Source organism: bacterium (assembly GCA_022616075.1).
Classification (GTDB): domain Bacteria; phylum Acidobacteriota; class HRBIN11; order JAKEFK01; family JAKEFK01; genus JAKEFK01.
Map to the genome: position 1 here is coordinate 17,863 of JAKEFK010000063.1, position 19,265 is coordinate 37,127.

General features: G+C 48.3%; 13 protein-coding genes. 12 read left to right on the forward strand and 1 reads right to left on the reverse strand.

Annotation, left to right across the window (positions count from 1 at the left end):
• Positions 1-13: 13 nt before the first annotated feature.
• From L0156_05300 to L0156_05355, 12 genes are all read left to right on the forward strand, one after another.
• The gene (locus L0156_05300; GenBank protein MCI0602410.1) at positions 14-823 is read left to right on the forward strand and encodes an ABC transporter permease; all 810 of its coding nucleotides are present in this window, start codon (positions 14-16) and stop codon (positions 821-823) included.
• Complete coding sequence (locus tag L0156_05305; GenBank protein MCI0602411.1) at positions 823-2,100, forward strand: ABC transporter ATP-binding protein; 1,278 nt, start codon at positions 823-825, stop codon at positions 2,098-2,100. Before L0156_05300 ends, L0156_05305 begins: the two co-directional genes overlap by 1 nt.
• Before the next feature lie 95 nt (positions 2,101-2,195).
• Positions 2,196-2,672, forward strand: coding sequence for a D-glycero-beta-D-manno-heptose 1-phosphate adenylyltransferase (gene rfaE2 / locus L0156_05310; protein ID MCI0602412.1), 477 nt, complete (start codon positions 2,196-2,198; stop codon positions 2,670-2,672).
• Positions 2,673-2,706: 34 nt separating this feature from the next.
• Complete coding sequence (gene mfd, locus L0156_05315; GenBank protein ID MCI0602413.1) at positions 2,707-6,186, forward strand: transcription-repair coupling factor; 3,480 nt, start codon at positions 2,707-2,709, stop codon at positions 6,184-6,186.
• A 29-nt stretch (positions 6,187-6,215) separates the two neighbouring features.
• The gene (locus tag L0156_05320) at positions 6,216-7,154 is read left to right on the forward strand and encodes a peptidyl-prolyl cis-trans isomerase (protein ID MCI0602414.1); all 939 of its coding nucleotides are present in this window, start codon (positions 6,216-6,218) and stop codon (positions 7,152-7,154) included.
• A 3-nt stretch (positions 7,155-7,157) separates the two neighbouring features.
• Positions 7,158-8,135 carry a sigma 54-interacting transcriptional regulator gene (locus L0156_05325; GenBank protein MCI0602415.1) on the forward strand — a complete coding sequence of 326 codons (978 nt, stop codon included), beginning with the start codon at positions 7,158-7,160 and terminating at the stop codon, positions 8,133-8,135.
• Between the two features lie 255 nt (positions 8,136-8,390).
• Complete coding sequence (locus L0156_05330; GenBank protein MCI0602416.1) at positions 8,391-10,352, forward strand: hypothetical protein; 1,962 nt, start codon at positions 8,391-8,393, stop codon at positions 10,350-10,352.
• Between the two features lie 107 nt (positions 10,353-10,459).
• Positions 10,460-11,683 carry a PKD domain-containing protein gene (locus tag L0156_05335; protein MCI0602417.1) on the forward strand — a complete coding sequence of 408 codons (1,224 nt, stop codon included), beginning with the start codon at positions 10,460-10,462 and terminating at the stop codon, positions 11,681-11,683.
• A 116-nt stretch (positions 11,684-11,799) separates the two neighbouring features.
• Positions 11,800-13,644: a glycosyltransferase family 39 protein gene (locus L0156_05340; GenBank protein MCI0602418.1), complete on the forward strand. Its 1,845-nt coding sequence runs from the start codon at positions 11,800-11,802 to the stop codon at positions 13,642-13,644.
• Between the two features lie 32 nt (positions 13,645-13,676).
• A complete protein-coding gene (locus L0156_05345) occupies positions 13,677-15,053 on the forward strand; it encodes a sulfatase-like hydrolase/transferase (protein MCI0602419.1) in 1,377 nt (458 codons plus the stop codon).
• 192 nt (positions 15,054-15,245) lie between these two features.
• Entirely contained in the window at positions 15,246-16,493 is a 1,248-nt protein-coding gene (locus tag L0156_05350) for a PKD domain-containing protein (GenBank protein ID MCI0602420.1), read from the forward strand.
• A gap of 168 nt (positions 16,494-16,661) precedes the next feature.
• Positions 16,662-18,143, forward strand: a complete 1,482-nt coding sequence (locus tag L0156_05355) for a PKD domain-containing protein (protein MCI0602421.1) — start codon at positions 16,662-16,664, stop codon at positions 18,141-18,143.
• 54 nt (positions 18,144-18,197) lie between these two features.
• Here L0156_05355 and L0156_05360 read toward each other — a convergent pair.
• The coding region (locus L0156_05360) for a hypothetical protein (GenBank protein ID MCI0602422.1) at positions 18,198-19,265 on the reverse strand (1,068 nt) is incomplete at its 5' end.

Sequence of the window (19,265 nt, forward strand, 5' to 3'; positions counted from 1 at the left end):
TTATGGTTTTGTCATGTGGCAGAATCTTCACAACTTATACAAATACAGGGTGCTGATCCGGAGTCTTGTCAGCCGTGAGCTGAAAGCGCGTTACAGAGGATCCATGCTCGGTTTTTTCTGGTCCTTTTTTAACCCGCTTTTGCTTTTGATCGTTTATACAATCGTTTTCAACTACATACTTCCGAACCGCACTCTGGAAACGCAGCCCTATGCGCTCTTTCTTTTCTGCGGACTCCTGCCATGGACCTGGTTCTCATCCTCTCTATTGGAAGCTTCCAATGTGATCGCCAGCGGTGGGAATTTGATCAAGAAGATTATTTTCCCGTCGGAAGTATTGCCTGTCGTATCGGTTCTTGCGAATATGATTCATTTTCTGCTGGGGACACCCATCCTTGTTCTCTTCATGATCATTTACAAAGTGCCGTTTACACCTTATTTAGTGTTTTTTCCCGTTATCATTATCATTCAGTTGATCCTGACCCTTGGATTTTCCCTTTTGATTTCCTCATTGAGCGTTCACTTTCGGGATCTCCGCGATATTCTGTCGAATTTGTTAACCCTCTGGTTTTTTTCAAGTCCGATTATTTATCCGTTAACCTTTACGACGCAGCAGGAAGAGAACTTCATTTCAGAAGTGTTTCGCCGGGTTCTTTACATCAATCCACTTTCGTATGTGATGGATGGTTACCACCAGGCCATTTTTTACGGGAACATGCCGGACTGGCGACATTTGTTGACTGTTTTCGGCGGTTCTCTTCTCAGTTTTTTCGTTGGCTATTTTGTATTTGACCGCTTGCGGGATACGTTTGCCGAGGAAGTCTGATGAACGCCGTTGAAATCGAAAACGTGAGCAAGCTCTACAAGAAATTTGCTCACAAGCGCCAGTTCCAAACGCTGAAAAGCGCATTGCTGGGAGGAAACTTTTTTCAGTCGATCAATCCTCGCGAAGCGTTCGCTGCGCTAAGAAATGTGAATTGCGCCATCGCCAAAGGCGGCACGTTCGGGATTATCGGGAGCAATGGATCGGGTAAAAGCACTCTCCTGAAATTGATTGCCGGCATCTCCAAACCGACCTTCGGCAAAATCACGACCCACGGGAAGATTTCGGCGTTGATCGAGCTGGGCGCCGGTTTTCATCCGGAAATCAGCGGCCGTGAAAACATTTTCATCAATGGAATCATGCTCGGTCTTTCCCGCAAATCGATCGCGGATAAATTCGATGACATCGTGAAATTTGCGGAGCTCGAAGATTTTATTGATCAGCCCGTAAAAACGTATTCGTCCGGCATGTTCATGAGACTCGGTTTTGCTGTGGCGGTGAATGTGGACCCTGACATCCTGTTGATCGATGAAGTGCTGGCGGTGGGGGATGAAGCTTTCGCGCACAAATGTCTGGATAAAATCAACGATTTCCGGCGGCGGAAAAAAACCATCGTGCTGGTCACACATGCCATGTCGATGGTGAAGGAGCTTTGCGATTCCGCGATGTGGCTGAAGCACGGGGAAGTGCAGAAAATCGGAGATCCGCGAATGGTATGCGGCGCCTATTTCATGGATGTGGAAAGCAAAGAAGAAAAAGATCTGCAGGCCGAGCACCAGAAAGTGACGGAAGAGATTTCCGGCGAAAGGAAAGATGAAACCGTCCAGCAATCCCGCTGGGGCGGCGGCGAAATCCAGATCACGAAGGTGCAGCTTCTGGATCAGTATGATCAGGAAAAACACGTTTTTAGCTCCGGTGAAAGGATGCAAATCAAGATGTTTGTGCGCGTGCGCAAACCTGTGGACGACTTTGTTTTCGGCATCGGCATCTTCAACACAGAAGGCATTTGCTGTTACGGAACCAACACCTATATAGAGGAGTTCCAACCTGTGGAATGCAAAGGGGCCGGCGAAGTTACGTTTTTTGTGGATCATTTGAATCTGGTGGAAGGCACTTATTTTCTGGATGTCGCCGCTCACAGAAAAGACGATTATCCGTACGATTACCACCGTCACCTGTACACGTTTAAGGTCCGCTCGCAAATCAAAGACGTCGGAATCTTCCGCCCCCAACATCGCTGGGAATTCTCGCCGAATATCCGCGTAAAGGAAACAAAGTAGCGCGGACGTCTCGTCCGCGCAGCTCGCAGGCGGGACGCCCGCGCTACTATAAACTTGGCGCCTTGGCGTCCTGGCGTTTAATATATCCTACGGCCATGAAAATTGTTCCGCCGGAGAATGTGTCTTCCCTGTGTGAGAAACTGCACGCGCAAGGAAGCGTCCTCGTTTTTACAAATGGCGTTTTTGACTTGCTGCATCCGGGCCACATCCAATATCTGCGGGAAGCTCGCAGGCTGGGCTCACATCTGATTGTGGCGCTCAATACGGATGATTCGACGCGAAGAATCAAAGGAGAAAAGCGGCCGTTGATGAGTCTGGAAGAACGCGCGGAGATCCTGGCGGCAATGGAAATGGTCAGCTATGTCACCTGGTTTGACGAAGAGACGCCCGAAAATATCATTCGCGCGGTAAGACCTGATGTTCTGGTCAAAGGTGGCGATTGGCCGCTCGATCAGATTGCAGGCAGAGATTTTATGGAATCTTACAGCGGCCGGGTACTGAGCATCCCTTTTGTGCCCGGTTACAGCACTTCGAATATAGTAGAGAAAATAACCAAACTTCCGAAAGCTTAATGATCGCAGGCGGGACGCCCGCGCCACTTTGTTTATGATCTTAGATCCATTAATAAAGAGCTGGAAAGTCGCCGATTTTGAATCTGTCACGGATGCCTTTCTATCCGGAAGGAGAGTGCGCGTCACCGGAATCAAAGGAAGCGCGAGAAGTCTGTATTTTCACCAGTTGCAACAGCATCTACAGATGCCGCTTCTGGTTTTGACATCCAGCACAAAGCAGGCGGAAGATGATTACAGCGATTTAACTTTCCTTTCCGCGCATCTGGGAAAAACGAATCCGGTATATTTTCCAGCGCATGACACCGAACCATATCAGGGGGTCAGTCCTCACCCGCAAATCAGTGTGATGCGGATGCAAGCGCTCTGGCATCTGACTATGGACCAAACTCCCATCATCGTGGCTCCGCTGCAAGCTGCGGTCCAATGGATGGCGCCCCGGGAGAATTTCGGACGTTCCCTTCTAACGATTGAATGGGGAGATGAAAAGAGTCCCGTAGAAATCGCCACTCTATTGCGCAGTTTTGGATACAAGGAAAAGGATCTCGTGACGTCGCGCGGTGAATTTGCTTTGCGGGGCGGCATTCTGGATCTTTTCTCACCCGCTGAAGGGCAACCGGTTCGATTAGAATTTTTCGGGAACCGGATCGAATCGATGCGCAGCTTCGATGCGGCGACTCAACGGTCGCAAAAGGAAATCGAGCGGATCACGATACTCGCCTTAAAGGAAATGCAGCTCACGCAACCGGAAATCGACGCCTGGGGCAGGTTTGTCGAAGGCCGGTTTACCGGTTCCTTTTATCAGGAAGAGCTGACGGACAAAACGGAACAACTGCTCGAATTCGGATCGTTCGAAGGTTATGAAGAGTTCGCACGATCATTTTTTGAAAAGCCGGCGACTCTTCTGGATTACTTACCGGATAACTGTTGCATCTTGCTGGATGAACCGGTTTTGCTGGAGCAGGCTTATTCTGCAACTCTGCAGGAATACCGCAAGCGGTTCGATCAGGTGCATGAGATGTACCGTCTCGCTCTTGAACCGGAAGAGATTTTTCAACCGTGGGAAGAATTGCTCGCATCCACAAACAAAGGATTTCAGATTTCTTTCAGCGAGCTTGTCAGCGAGCCGGATCCGCAGGAGTTAACGCTCGAATATCACTATCAATCGGTTCGGCAGTACCACGGTCAGGTGCAGGAAATCATCAATGATGCGTTGCGTTCGCAGGAAAACGGTTTCACCTCCTACTTTGTTTTTCCAACGCCGGGAAAAGCGGAAAGGTTGGCGGAAATTCTTACGGAGTATCAGGCGCCGGTTCTGTTCTTTCACGATCTGAATGAAAAAGTAGAATCGTCGATTGAAGGAAAACTGATTGTAACACTCGGAAATCTGCGCCACGGATTCAAAAACGCAGAAGAACGGATCCTTCTCATGACAGAAGATGATCTGTTCGGCGAATTGCGCCCCGCCATCGCCACAGAATCGCGAAAGGCAGCAGGTAAGTTTGTTTCCGATCTGCGGGACCTGAAAGCGGAAGACTATGTGGTTCACGTGGATCATGGAATCGGACAGTTTCTGGGGCTCACCACAATGTTCATGGAAGGACAGGAACGCGAGTTCCTTGTTTTGAAATTCGCGGAGGATGACAAACTCTACGTTCCTGTAGAGCGGCTGGATCTGGTTCAAAAATACATGGGGGCCTCGGACGCGTCGCCGCGTCTGGATAAGCTCGGCAGTAACCTCTGGCAAAAAACAAAAGCCAAAGCAAAAGCTTCCATGAAAGAGATGGCTGAAAAACTGTTGCAGCTGTATGCCTACCGGAAAGCGGTAAAAGGTTACTCCTATCCTCCCGATGATGTTCTGCAGCGTGAGTTCGAAGACGCGTTTGAATTTCAAGAGACACCGCATCAAATCTCCGCGATTGAGGACATCAAGGACGACATGGAATCGGACAAACCCGCTGACCGTCTTGTGTGCGGAGATGTCGGTTACGGAAAAACGGAAGTTGCGATGCGCGCTGCGTTCAAAGCCGTAAACTCGGGAAAACAGGTGGCGGTTCTGGCGCCGACAACGATTCTTGCGTTTCAACACCTTCATACTTTCCAGCAGCGATTCGAAATGTTTCCGGTCGCGATCGATATGGTCAGCAGGTTTCGCTCGCGGACCGAAATCAGAAATGCTTTGCAGAAAACGGCGGACGGCAAAGTAGACATCCTGATCGGCACTCACCGCTTGCTTTCGAAAGACGTGATTTTCCGCGATCTCGGATTGCTCATTGTTGATGAAGAACAGCGTTTCGGGGTCGCTCACAAAGAGCGTTTGAAGGAAATGAAAAAAAATGTGGATGCCATCACTCTGACGGCCACTCCCATCCCGCGAACTCTTCAGATGGCCTTGATGGGATTTCGTCCGATGAGCGTCATCGAAACGCCGCCGAAAGACCGGCTAGCGATTCAAACAAATATCGTGAAGTACAACGAAGACACCACTCAGACTGCGATCCATGCCGAGCTAAAAAGAGGAGGGCAGGTTTATTTTGTCCACAACCGCGTCGAGACAATTCATTCGATCGCGGCGATGATCAAACGCCTTGTGCCGGAAGCTCGCGTGGCCGTGGCGCACGGTCAAATGGAGGAAGGGGATCTCGAAAAAGTGATGATGCAGTTCATTCATCAGGAGTTCGATGTGCTTGTATCCACAACCATCATTGAAAACGGGATTGATATTCCTCTTGTGAATACTCTCATCGTAAATCGCGCCGATCGATTCGGTCTTTCTCAGCTCTATCAGCTGCGTGGCCGCGTGGGTCGATCTCACAGACGAGCTTATGCGTATTTCCTAATCCCTTCAGAAAGAGAACTGACACCAATCGCGCGAAGGCGTCTTGCTGCTTTGCGGGAGTTCACAGAGCTCGGTTCCGGTTTCCGGATGGCCGCTCTGGACTTGGAGATTCGCGGAGCCGGAAATCTGCTGGGAAGCGAACAACATGGTCACATTGCCGCGCTTGGATTCGAGCTCTATTGCCGGCTCCTGGAACAAACGGTGAAAGAAATCCAGGGTGAAGAAGCGCCTTCCGACTTTTCTTCCACGATCAATCTCAATCTCGATATCCGGATTCCCGAAGATTATGTGCCGAATATGAACCACCGTTTGATGCTTTACAAACGGATTGCTTCGATTCGCTCTGAAGATCAGATCGCGTCGATTCGCGAAGAGATTCAGGACCGCTTCGGCATGATTCCTGAAGTCGTGGAGAACTTACTCAAGTACGGCGTGACCAAATTGAAAGCGGAACAACTGAGAATCAGGTCGATCGATCATTCGAATGGGACCCTCTTCTTTCAATTGACCGAAGATGGACCGGTAAGGACCGATTGTATTCTCGCCTTCATCCGCAAATACAAAGAAGCACGTCTGACCCCCTCCGGCATTTTGACTTACCAGGGCGAAAAGCTTTATATTCCAAATAATCTATTTGAGACTCTGGATCGATTGCTGAACGAACTCGCATCGTGCTAGAATCCAAAAATCCCTTTGGAGATTTTCTTATGAGCAAACTGTTTTCATGCTTATTCTTTTTGGTGGCACTGCAGCTTTCTGCTGCCGTGGTTGTGGAAGAAATCGTCGCCCGTGTCGGAAACGAGATCATTACCAGAAGCGAATACGAAAAAGAAGAGCGGCGTCTGTACGAACAGATGAGCAGGCAGTTCCAGGGAGAGGAACTGGAAACGAATTACGCCAATCAGAGAAAAGGATTGCTCGATTTTCTCATCAATCAAAAGCTTCTGGAGCAGAAAGCGCGAGAACTGGATTTAAACGTGGAAGAGGAAATCAAGGCGGCTGTCCAGCGTCTAAGAGAAGAAAACAGCATACCGGACGACGCTGCTCTGGCGGAGGCCTTGCAAAAGGAAGGTTCTTCCATCACGCAGCTGCGCGAAGATTTTCGCAGGCGGATTATTCAGCAACGCATTCTGTGGAATTACGTTCAGGGCAAAGTGAATATCACCGAAGATGAAATCAAGAATCATTATGAGGCGCATAAATCCGAGCTCACAACGCCCCCGGTGATCAAGATCAAACGGTACACGATCACGGGTGAAGGAGTTGAAAAGGGAGTATTGAACGCAGAAGCGCGCTCGCTCTTAAATGTTTTGAGAAACAAGATGGAGTTAACTCCGGAGAATTTTCCGCACATGAAAGCCGATGATAGCTCGGTCGTTACTTCTTCTGAGCTCGATTCGAAAGTGGCCAAGACTCTGGATGAAACGCCTGTGGGATCTTACACCGATCTGGTGGAAGTCCCTTCCGGATGGGCCATCTTTCTGGTGGAAGACCGGACGGAACCAAAGGCAATTCCTCTTGAGGAAGCACGCAGCCAGATCTATAACGTGCTGCTGCAGGAGCGCGCCGACAAATACCAGAAATCATTCATGGATGATCTTCGAAAACAGAGTTTCGTGGTCATCAACAAACCTGCTGAAAACTGATTGATGCCGTCTGCGCAGACCATCGATAAGCTGCTTTTGTTGGGCAAAACCGACGTCATGCACCAGGTCTATAAAATGATAGGCCGGCTTTGCAATGTCGACTGCGCGGTAATGATGATAGGCGAGCCGGGATCAGGCAAGAAAACCGTTGCTCGCGCCCTCCATTATTACAGTCACCGCAGCGCCTCTCCTTTTCACATCATTCCCGGAAATGAAGTGCGCGACTCCACGCAGGAGGAGCTCCTCGGAATCGATGAGGATCATCCTTTCGATTCTTCATTTTATGTTCCCAACTGGGCTTCCCTTTCGTTATTTGCTCACCAGCAATTGTTAACAATTCACAAGGCGAAAAGGTACAAGTGTTCGCATGCTAACCGGGAAAGGGACCATCATTTTCGTTTCATTGTGGCAACGGATCAGGATTTCCGGCAGGAGTTGGAAGATGGAAAAATTCCGCTCGATCTTTATTATGACTGGAACTTCTTACCTTTGTATGTTCCGCCACTGAGAGACCACAAAGAAGACATTCCCATCTATGCTCATCACTTTCTGGAGAAACTCGCGGCTGATCAAAAGATCTCCCGTAAGGAACTTTCACCGGAGGCAACCGAAGTGCTCGTGGCTCACGACTGGCCCGAAAATCTGGATGAGCTAAAGAAAGCGATGGAATTCGCGCTTTCCAATTGCCGGGGAAGTTATATCAGAGCGGAACACCTCCCCAATCTCAAAAGACAGGCGACGGGAGATGGCAAAGCATTTGAAAAACTTGCGCTGTTCCTCAACTCGAAACTAACATCTTACGTGCAAAACTCCACATCGACAGCAGCCGGTAATCTTTACAGATTGCTTCTGCCTCATCTGGAGCAGTCTTTGTTTCAATTCACACTGAAAAAATCGAAAGGAAATAAAAACAAAGCCGCTGAGATTCTTGGCTTGCACCGCAACACGCTCAACAAAAAACTTCAGAAATTAGGTTTGTAACGCGGCTTTCTAAAGGAACCATGCCGGCAGAATGCCGGCGGTCATTTATGCCAGCCTGGAGGCTGGCGCTCATCTACTGGCAGCAAAGATGAGCGCCGCCATTCTGGCGGCATTGATGTCCGCCGGCTTTTAGCCGGCTGCGCGGACGTCTCGTCCGCAAGATTGATTATGCAAAAAGTTATTCTGACGGTTATATTCTTAATCGCTTCTCTCGCCTATGCTCAAACCGTTAACTTGAAATCTTCAGTAACCAAAATGGAACAAGAACTGATCGATAAACATGGTGAATCTTCACGCAACCGGATTCAACAGGGTCTCCGTCAGGCTTCCGAATACTGGCGAGATACGGATGGAGACTGGGCTGCCTTTGAAGAGTTTGTACGGAACAATTTCATAGCCGACCAGAGGAATTTGGACGAGACCTTCAAGCGTCTTGAGTTTGCTTTTGAAGCTTTACTAGGCCATCTCCATGAAATCAATGTCGCTTTTCGCCAGCAATCGGATCTGAACGCCGGTCCGATATTGCCGGTTGATGAAATTCTTGGCGCTTTTGATCCGTACGCTCATATCAATGATGATTTCTTTGCAAACAAGCTGGCCTTTATTGCGCTTATGAATTATCCGCTCACAACACTCGATCAGAGATTGAAGGGAGAGAATTGGTCCCGGCGTCAATGGGCGGAAGCGAGACTTGCGCAGATCTTTTCGCGAAGGGTTCCGGCTGAAGTGAATGCGGAGATCGGAAAAGCTTCGGCTGATGCTTCGCTCTACATCTCGGAGTACAACATCTGGATGCACCACTTGCTGGATCAGCAGGGTAGGCGTTTGTTCCCGGCCAAACTGAGATTGCTTTCCCACTGGAATTTGCGCGATGAATTGAAATCAAATTACGAAGACCCGCAAGGTCTGGAAAAACAACGCATGATCCAGAAGGTCATGGAAACCATTGTCAGCCAGACGATTCCGCGCGTGGTAATCAACAATCCACACGTGGATTGGAGTCCCTATGCAAATGAAGTCCAGAAAGCCGCTGTTCAGGATTCCGATTCGCCTCCGCCTGCCGATCAGGAGATTTCGAACGAACCGGAAAAAAATCGCCGCTATGAAAAACTGCTGAATAATTTTCTCGCCGCACGAAAAGAGGATCCTTTTTCGCCGACGGCTCCCAGCTTGATCGACCGGAAATTCAATGAGGAAAGAGAAATTCCAGAAAAACGGATGCGCGAAATGCTCATTCAAGCCGTCTCTTCTCCGCTCGTGCCAAAAGTTGCTGCCGTGATTGAAGAGCGACTGGGCCGCAAGCTGGAACCCTTTGATATCTGGTATTCAGGATTCAAAGCCAAACAGCAATACACGGAAAAAGAGCTCGATGAAATTGTTGCAAAAAAATATCCCACACCAAAGGCGTTCGAAGCCGACATTCCCAATATTCTTCAGAAACTGGGATTCTCAAAAGAGCGCGCCGAATACGTTGCTTCTAAAATTGTAGTAGATCCGGCACGCGGATCGGGACACGCCTGGGGGGCCGAACGCCGTGGTGACAAATCACATTTGCGCACGCGCGTGGAAAAGACCGGAATGAATTACAAAGGCTACAACATTGCTGTCCACGAGCTTGGTCACAATGTTGAGCAAACCTTCTCTCTATACGACATAGATTCATATTTCTTGAAAGGAGTCCCGAACACGGCCTTCACGGAAGCGCTTGCTTTTGTTTTTCAAGCGCGGGATCTGGAGCTACTGGGCCTGGCCAAACCGGAATCGTCCGGACTTGCCATTCAGGCTTTGAATGATTTTTGGAACGCTTATGAAATATCAGGAGTGGCGCTTGTCGAAATGGAGGTCTGGCGCTGGATGTATGAACATCCGCAGGCAACGCCCGATCAATTGCGCGATGCCACCCTGCAGATTTCAAAAGACATCTGGAACCGTTATTACGCTCCCGTTTTCAAAACGAAGGATGTAGTTCTGCTCGGCATTTACTCCCACATGATTGAACGGATGCTCTATCTGCCCGACTATCCGATTGGGCGCATGATCGCATTTCAGATTCAGGAGAAAATGAATCAAGTGGGAGCGATCGGTCCGGAATTCGAGCGAATCACAAAACTCGGCCGCATCTCTCCGGATCTCTGGATGAAACAAGCAACGGGAGCCCCTGTCGGTCCGGATGCACTACTTCGGGCCACAGAAGAGGCTTTGACCTCGTTGCCATAAGATCTGAGCGTCTGGCTTTCCCCCTCGCTGTGTAGCGAAAATTCCTCTGGATTTAGGCTATTCAACCATGTTATACTCCCCGCAAAAAGGTGATGAGGAGTTTCACAATGAAGTTTCGAATATCCATCTTGATTCTTTTTGTGATCGGCATCAGTGGATGCGGTGACGATGACGCGGTGGTACGTAATATACTCGCGACAATAACGGGTGTTAGTCCTGCTCAGGTGAGCATTGGTCAACAAGGTGAAGGGACCATTTCTGGAAATAACTTCGGCGGAGCCAGTGCGGTGAGTCTGGGAGATCAGATTTCAGTGGACAGCTTCAGTGTGGTAGGCGCAAACCAGATTACAGTCCGCTTCACAGTTGCAGGAAATGCAGCACCGGGCCCGCGCACCGTCAGCGTTACTACTGTAGCCGGAACTGCGACTGCGGGTGCCCTGACTGTAATCAATAACAGAGCGCCTCTAGCGCAATTTTCTGTTTTTCCTCCTGCCGGTTCGAGAGCAACCGAATTTGAAATGGATGGGAGTGGCTCAAGAGATTCGGACGGTGACGTCAAACAGTTCCGTTGGGAATTCGGTGACGGCCAAAGCGCGAACGGTAAGAAGGTCAAACACAAATTCGCCAATCTCGGCACTTTCAACGTTCAGTTAACGGTGACAGACAATGATCAGGCAACGGCCTCCGCCGGACGGAACATCGATGTTCTTGACAACGCGCCTCCTGTTGCGGTCATTAAAGTTACACCGAACGGAGAAGGAGGAACCACCACCAATTTCGAATTTGATGGCAGCGAAAGCTTCGATCCGGAAGGCAGGAAAATTGATAGCTACCTTTGGGATTTTGGTGATGGGGACCGTAAGAAAGGAGAAAAAGCAACACATCAATTTGGCAAAAAAGGTGAGTATACCGTCACTCTTACGGTAACCGATAACAAAGGAATCAGCGGTGCCAATGAGCGATTAATCAAGGTCGACAAGATATCAGAGACAAAATGTGCAGGAAGTGGTAGACAAGGCAAGAACGGCAACCCCGATATCATCATTAAGATCCTTGAAGTCGGCCCGGGTAGAAACGTGGTCTTTGAGACACAAGGCACTGCGGAGGGCTGTGGAAAACTCTACTACAAATGTGGTGACATCAGACAGGGCGGAATTACCATTCCTAATGAAGTCTGGTACGGTACGATTTGCGAAATGTATGACCGCCATGATGGAACGTACCGGGTTCGACTCGGTGGCGGAAACGGACCTGTAGTAAAAACCGCGCCGCAGATCTACCTTCACGCTGCAACGTGCAACCCATTCTACTTTAACCTTTACTGCAACTAGAATTTCTCTAAGAAGTTTCGTAGGGGGCGGACAGAGTCCGCCCCCTATTTTTTTCCACATCACAGTCCTTCGCGCCTTTTAACGTTCGTCCCTTCGTGAGAAGATTGCAATTTACCATGAAGAAAGGTTTTGCCATCGTTGCACTTATTTTATTGCTCACGGCAGATGCGTTCCTGAAGATCTATGTTGAGCGTTCTGCGTCGTTTGCACCTTTCTACAGCTCGTTATTTCGGATAGCCACTGGCGTATTAATCCTATCGGCCCTTTATCTATTTCAATACTTCCGTAAGGGTGAAGCCGCCTCTAGACTCTGGCAAAGCCATTTTGGCGATGAGAAAGTTCCAAGCGGAAGGATCCTTGTTATCCTTATCATCTTGTCCGGGGCTTTTCTCCGGTTCTGGAAGCTAGAAAGCCTTTTTGTTGGTTTTTTCCTGGATGAGGCTTACAACGGGCTGGATGCAATCGCCATTCGCGAACTGGGAGCTCGACCTCTTTTTCTTGCCTGGAACTCCGGCAGGGAAGCTTTGATTGCTTATCTGGACGCTGCTTCCACCTGGCTATTCGGATACTCAGCGTTTGCGATTCGCGCCGTCACAGCGCTGGCCGGAATGCTCACGCTCGTGTGCTTTTATTTTTTTGCGAAAAAGATTTTTTCCCAGAAAATTGCTATGGTTTCCGTCTTCCTTCTTGCATTCTCCAAGTACGCCATCATTTACAATCGCTTCGGATTGCGGATCAATTTGATGCTCCTGTTTGAAGTCGCTTCACTCTGTTTTCTAGCTTACGGAATGAAATCGGAAAAGAAAAATTACGGATTTTTTATCGCTGGGGGAATCGCAGCCGGACTCGGATTTCACACTTACATTCCATACCGCATTTTCCCGCTTGTATGGATCGCTTTTCTATTGGATAAGGGTGTTCGATCCCAAATACGAGCTCATTTGAAGGGACTGGCCGTAGCCATCATCGTTTGTTTTCTTGTGACAGCTCCGCTTGCCTATCATTTTGTGAAGAATCCTCAGCACTTCTCCGGTCGAATGAAACGGACGGGAGTATTGAGCAACCAAAAAGAATCACCTGTCCGACTAATCTGGCAATCGACCAAAGATACGGTTGGATTATTCGTCTTTAAGTCTGATCCGAATGCGAGACATAACGTCGAAGAAGAACCGGGACTCTCTCCCTTCTCTACCGGTTTCTTTGTGCTGGGCGCGGTGATAACGCTCGTTCATCTTCGACAACCTTACTCATTTTTTCTGCTTTTTTATTTCTCCATCACGATTCTTCCCGGCATTCTCGGGGCGGCTGCGCCTCATGCTTCCCGAAACCTGGGAGCATTGCCCCCCGCTTTACTATTTTCAACGTTCGGGATTTTTGCAGCCATAAAAATTCTCGCTGCAAATCGAACTCTGGCGACAATGCTTCTTGCCTTGATTCTTGCAGGCAATCTATTTACAGGCATCAATGATGGGTTATTTCGATACGCATCGATTCTGGACTCTCAGACTCCGGAGGACACATCGCTCTGGGGAATGGACAGCGCAGAGACAGAAATCGCGGATTATGTTAACAGGTTTGGGAGTCGATACGATATTTATCTAGCTCCGCAACATTTTTTTCATGCGACAATTGAGTACTTGACTTATGACAAGTCGTTACATCAGCTCCTGACGGATGATTTGGAATTCACCAGAACAAAACAAACTCTCGTTATATTACAGTTGACTCGAAGAAATATGTGGTGGATGAGAGATGACAATGACAAGAATTTTTATCATTGGTGGAATCAATATCATCAAATGGAAATTCCCTACATTCGTTCTACGATCCGGAGAGCCTATATTAAAGATCCGCACATGATGAAGGGTTCGGATAGATACTTGCTGCAAAAGCTACAAATAAAATATCCGGCAGGCAAGCTCCTGGATTTCGAACAATTTTCAGTTTACCTCTTCAAATGATGGGAGATCAGGAGATAAAGGCAGATAATGGGATGAAAAAAAAGGATCATATCTCCATATCCCTGAGCTATCTCCCCATCTCCTTTCTTACACTCTTGCTCGTCCTCTTCCAGGCAGGATGCAAGCCTCAGACAAAAGAAGAGAATCCCGGGACCTCGATAGATAAAGTTCTTCTCATTTCCATCGATTGCCTGCGCCCCGATTACCTTGGCGTCTACAATCCACAAATGAAAACCAGTTCGCATCTCAACCGTCTGGCCCAGGAGAGCATCGTAAGCCTGAATGCAACATCCCAGGCTTCCACAACCGCGCCTGCGCATAAATCCATCCTTTATTCGCTCTACCCTGGAATTCACAAGACTTCCATGTATTCGGTTCCGGATGAGAAGTTGAAGAATCCGCTGCAGATTCTGCAATCCAAAGGTTTTACGACTGCCGCCTTCGTCGGCGGTGGACAGATTTCACACACATTTGGTTTTGGTCGTGGTTTTCATACGTACTGGGAGCCGAAGGGCAAACAAAAATTTCGCGTGAACCGGACCGAACGCATGGCGGTTGAATGGCTGGAACGTAATTCTAACAAGAAATTTTTCTTATTTCTTCATACGTATGAAGTTCATTGCCCTTTTGCGCCTCCCGAAAAATATCTTCAGAAATTTGCAGGCTGGTATAAAGGAAAGGTCAAAAGTGGCAAGTGCAGCCATGACTATTACAATCTATTAAATCTTAGCGGGGATGACGAGAGATTCGTTCGCTCTCTGTATGCCGCTGAAGTAAATTATGTTGATGATTCACTCGGACGGATTTTCAGAACATTAAAGGAACTCGGAATCTATGATCAAACAATTATTGTCGTTCTGGGTGATCATGGAGAAAGCTTGGGCGAGCGCGGTTACTGGGGGCACAATCAGCTTTACAATGTTCAACTGCAAATCCCCCTAATCATACGGATTCCGCATGGACCGAGAACTCGAATTGAAGCGCCGGTCGAAGCAGTGGATATCATGCCAACCGTTTTTGCCGCACTCGGTTTAGGACGTCCGTTTCCATTTCAAGGTAAGAATCTGCTGGCAGTTGCCCGAAATCAAATGAGCATTGAATCCGGGCGACCGGTCATCTCGGAACAAGTCGAACAATATAGAATCAGGATTGGAAACCAAACCGCCATCTTTCCACGCAGCTCAAAGGGAGAAGAGGAGTTTTACGATATTTCAAAGGATCCTGAGGAAAAAACAAATCTCATTCAGGAAAACCAGGAAACGGCCAGACAATTCAAGCTCGTTTATGAAAAGATGCTCCAGCAAAATCAGAATATTGCATCGCAATTCGTCAAAACCACCTCAGCGCAACCTCAAATGGACGAAGAAACCCGCGAGCAACTCAGGGCTCTCGGCTACATCGTAAATTAATGATGAATGCAAAGACGCCAAGACATAAAGCGGCAAAGCCACAACATTTCAGATTTCAGATTCCCTATTTTCAATCTGAAAGAAATGATTATTTTTTTCTTGGCGACTTAGCGTCTTTGCGTTAAAAACGAGCCTTGAATCCCTGAACCCTTCTAAGGTATAATGCCTGCAAACAACTTGGAGTTGTCTGTTTTGAGAAGGACTCTGCTAACGGGAATTATCCTCATTTCTCTCGCAATTTACTCCTGCAGCAGAACGGACGACAGCACCAGCACTAATCTTCAACAGCCCCGAATCACGGGAGTGAGCCCTGCAACCGTAAATCCCGGACAGACCGATATTGAAGGGCGTATCCACGGTTCCAATTTTGTTAGTTTAATGTCCATCAGTCTCGGAGATGGCGTCAATGTAGAGTCATTTCAGGCTCTCAGCGAAACGGAGATTTACATCTTCTTCTCCGTACAACACGATGCAGCTCCGGGGCCTCGCAACGTGATTGTTGCTACCACGTCCGGAGCCGGCAATTTAAACAATGGAATCTCCATCGGCAATAACCGTTACCCAGAAGCAAAATTTACAGTTTCTCCTTTCCGTACTTATAAAGGTGATGAAGTTCGATTTGACGGTTCCAAATCCACGGATGACAAGGGAATCGCGCAATATAAGTGGCAATTCGGTGATGGCAAACAAGATTCCGGAAAGGTGGTCAATCATACTTACACACGGGCGGGCAATTTTCGCGCGACTTTGATCGTGAGCGACAGCGAAAATCTTTCGTCGGAGGCCTGGCAGTTTCTGGACGTCGATGCCAGTCAGGCTCCGATCGTGCAATTCACAGTCAGCCCTTCACAAGGAGATATCAATACGTTATTTCAATTCGATGCCAGCGGCAGCCGTGATCCGGATGGCAGAATCAAGAGTTATGTGTGGGCCTTCGGAGACGGTACAACCGGGACCGGTATGATCGTGAATCACAAATTCAAGTTTGCAGGAACCCATCCTGTGACATTGAATGTTATTGATAATTCCGGAGTTCGCAGTTTTGGGACCAGATTAGCCAATGTCACCGGCGGTCCTGGACCTTCGCCCGGTCCAATTCCGGGTGGAGGAGGCACCCTGTGCACAGTTCCGGTCAGCAAACGCTCTCCCGATCTTTACGGAACAGTTGCTTCCGCCGATAACGCCTCTAAAACGATCGTAATCCAGCTTTATAATTCCGCAAGCTGCGCAAACGTCTTCTACCGGTGCGGAGATGTAAAACTCGGCGGCGATGGCATCGGGGGCAAAGAAATATGGTACGGACAAATCTGTTCGATCTCCGATCTAGGCAATAATAATTTTCAAGTGAGATTGGGCGGTGGTAAGGGATTCCCGAACGTGGGTCAACAAAATGTCTACTTGCACTGGCAGCACTGCGGAAGCGCAGACTTCTGTAACTGAATCCTCCTCTACTCCTTCCCTTCTGAGGGCGCCCCATCCATCGAGGAATTTCGCTAAAAAAACGAAGGTATGCTCGAGCATGTCATATTACATAAGTAGTATTTGACGTGTTTTTTGGTTTTGAAGTATACTCATATTACAAGTATAGTACTTGGAGGACACACGGAGATGATGAGGAAAAGCCTGTTCTTTCTTTGTTTGCTTCTTCTGGTTGTTGTCGTTGCCTGTCAAGACGACTTAACCAGTAGCGAAGATGCGCCCACCATTCTTTTCATGTCTCCCAACCAGGTCTTTCCTGGTCAGGAGAATGTGCAAGGACAGATCCGGGGGACCAACTACAAAGGGATTGTGGCGGTGGATCTGGGTGGGGACATTCGCATTCTGGAAACAAACATTGTGAATCCAACCGAGCTTTCGGTTCGATTCTCAGTGAAAGCGGATGCGACGGCCGGTCCGAAAACGGTTCGCGTCACCACGTTAAAGGGCACTGCCGTACTGGAGGGGGGATTCACGATCGATACAAACCGCGCGCCCGTTGCCTCTTTCACCGCATCACCGACAAAAACCGGAAAAGGAACTCCTGTTCAGTTTGATGCGAGTGCTTCCAACGATCCGGATGGCTCGATTTCCAAATACGAGTGGAATTTCGGCGATGGTTCGAATGCTACCGGTGTTCGAACAGAACACACTTACAACTCTCACGGAAACTTTACGGCAACTCTTAAAGTAACGGACAATAAAGGGGGACAGAGCTCGGCCACTCGCGCTCTGGTCATTGAAAATGTCCGGGCTCCCATCGCTGTGTTTGATGTGGATCCGAATAATGGCGACACATCCACAGTATTCCGTTTTGATGCCGATCGCAGCAGGGATGATGGACGAATTGTTGAGTATCAATGGGATTTCGGAGATGGAAGACATGACAAGGGAAAAGTCACCCGTCACCAATACGACACAAGCCGTGAGTTTAACGTCAAATTGAAGGTCACGGATAATGATGGTCTTTCCGGTGAGGTTTTCAAAGAAGTAGGAATTCGTGGAAAGGGACCACAGGCTGAATTCACCACGATTGGCAATACTGAGCCAGGCTCGATTATTGAGTTTGATGCATCTGCCAGCTCAGACCAGGACGGACGCATTGTCGACTTCGACTGGGATATGGGGGATTCAACAAAACTAAACGGGAAAAAGGTCACCCATAAGTACACCAACAACGGCGCCTACAATGTGAAGTTAACCGTTACAGACGACTCGAATCTTACAGATTCTGCATCCCATCGGCTGGACATTCAAAAGATTCCGACGGGGGGACAACTGTGCTCCAATCCAGTGACTAAAAGAAGTCCGGATTTGTACGGAGTCGTCGTCGCACAAAATCAATCTGCACGAACGGTTACCGTAAAACTGTACAATGCCGCAACCTGCGCTGACGTTTTCTATCAGTGCGGAGATCTCAAGCACGGCGGCGATATCATCTACGGAGGACCGGAAAAATGGATAGGCGTTATCTGTAAAGTTTACGCCCTGGGAAATAACACATTTAGAGTTCACATCGGAGGCGGAAAATACTGGCCGTCCACCGGACTTCGAAATGTGTATCTGCACTGGCAGAGGTGCGGATCTACAAATTATTGCGCCGGAGTGCCATAAAATCGTAGGGGCAGGCCTTGTGCCTGCCCGCGCGGGCGGCCACAAGCGCCGCCCCTACCTCTGTATAGCCGGTCGAATGCATAAATACGCAGCAATGTAGATCAGACCGGCTGTAATCAAGACGCTTCGAAAACCAAAGTTTAAAGCGAGTATTACGCTTAATACACTCCCTAAAACCGTAGCATATCCGTTCATACCCCACGCCCACGGAACGAACGATTGTAAATGGCGTGACATCCAGGAGAGTGCAAGAGGAAATGGCATACCCATGAAAAAACCAGCAGGGAAAATGAAAATAACGGATAGAGCCATCCTTGCTGCAAAGGGAGCAGAAAGGAATTTTTGAAACAGAATCGGAACAAGAAGAACCTGAAAGAGAATCGAAGCGCAAATAAAAGCCACTGCGAATTTCAGACTTCGAGAAACGTTTGAAGAACGATTCGTATATAGACTTCCCAGCGCTGCTGCGAGCAAAAGCGAAAAGACGATGGCCGCAACCGAATAAACGGGATAACCGATAAAAAGGATATATTTCTGAATGAGAGCTATCTCGACAAAAATAAATCCTACCCCCAAGCAGAAAAAATAAATGAGCAAACGCCACGTTTCTTTTGTATGTATCCCCAGTGGCTTGCTTCTTACCAGCGGATAAATAAGGAATACGGTTGCCAGAACCAAAGCCTCCAGCAAGATGATATAAATCGAAATTGCCGATAGAATCCCGCGAGCGTTCATCCGAATGATATCTGCTTCCTGCCAGAATGGATTTTCAATCTTTTTACGCAGTTCAAAAGAGAAAAGGGATTTTAGGAAAAAAGAATGTTCTATGAAGGGCCAATCATCGCTAGGGGCTCTCAGTTCATAAGGAGCTTCTTTGATCATTTGCTCTCTTTGACCCGGTCGCATGAAATCTGTGAAAAGTGTTTCTTTCTGCATTCGAGGACTATAGAGAAGCCAGTATCCCCGGCTTTTTCCCATTCTTTCCGCATATTTATGCAAATAATCCAATTCCTCGGACGTAAACGGTGTATTTTTCAGCAAGAAATAATTACCGGGAACGTCACCGGTGCCTGCATGAAATAGTGCCATATAGTTCCAATAATCTTTAACCCCCCGCTCTAA

What these genes read in the sequence shown, in the direction of transcription:
- L0156_05300 (MCI0602410.1), top strand. Translation starts at nt 14, where the DNA reads ATGTGGCAGAATCTTCACAACTTATACAAATACAGGGTGCTGATCCGG.
- L0156_05305 (MCI0602411.1), top strand. Translation starts at nt 823, where the DNA reads ATGAACGCCGTTGAAATCGAAAACGTGAGCAAGCTCTACAAGAAATTT.
- rfaE2 (MCI0602412.1), top strand. Translation starts at nt 2,196, where the DNA reads ATGAAAATTGTTCCGCCGGAGAATGTGTCTTCCCTGTGTGAGAAACTG.
- mfd (MCI0602413.1), top strand. Translation starts at nt 2,707, where the DNA reads ATGATCTTAGATCCATTAATAAAGAGCTGGAAAGTCGCCGATTTTGAA.
- L0156_05320 (MCI0602414.1), top strand. Translation starts at nt 6,216, where the DNA reads ATGAGCAAACTGTTTTCATGCTTATTCTTTTTGGTGGCACTGCAGCTT.
- L0156_05325 (MCI0602415.1), top strand. Translation starts at nt 7,158, where the DNA reads ATGCCGTCTGCGCAGACCATCGATAAGCTGCTTTTGTTGGGCAAAACC.
- L0156_05330 (MCI0602416.1), top strand. Translation starts at nt 8,391, where the DNA reads ATGGAACAAGAACTGATCGATAAACATGGTGAATCTTCACGCAACCGG.
- L0156_05335 (MCI0602417.1), top strand. Translation starts at nt 10,460, where the DNA reads ATGAAGTTTCGAATATCCATCTTGATTCTTTTTGTGATCGGCATCAGT.
- L0156_05340 (MCI0602418.1), top strand. Translation starts at nt 11,800, where the DNA reads ATGAAGAAAGGTTTTGCCATCGTTGCACTTATTTTATTGCTCACGGCA.
- L0156_05345 (MCI0602419.1), top strand. Translation starts at nt 13,677, where the DNA reads ATGAAAAAAAAGGATCATATCTCCATATCCCTGAGCTATCTCCCCATC.
- L0156_05355 (MCI0602421.1), top strand. Translation starts at nt 16,662, where the DNA reads ATGATGAGGAAAAGCCTGTTCTTTCTTTGTTTGCTTCTTCTGGTTGTT.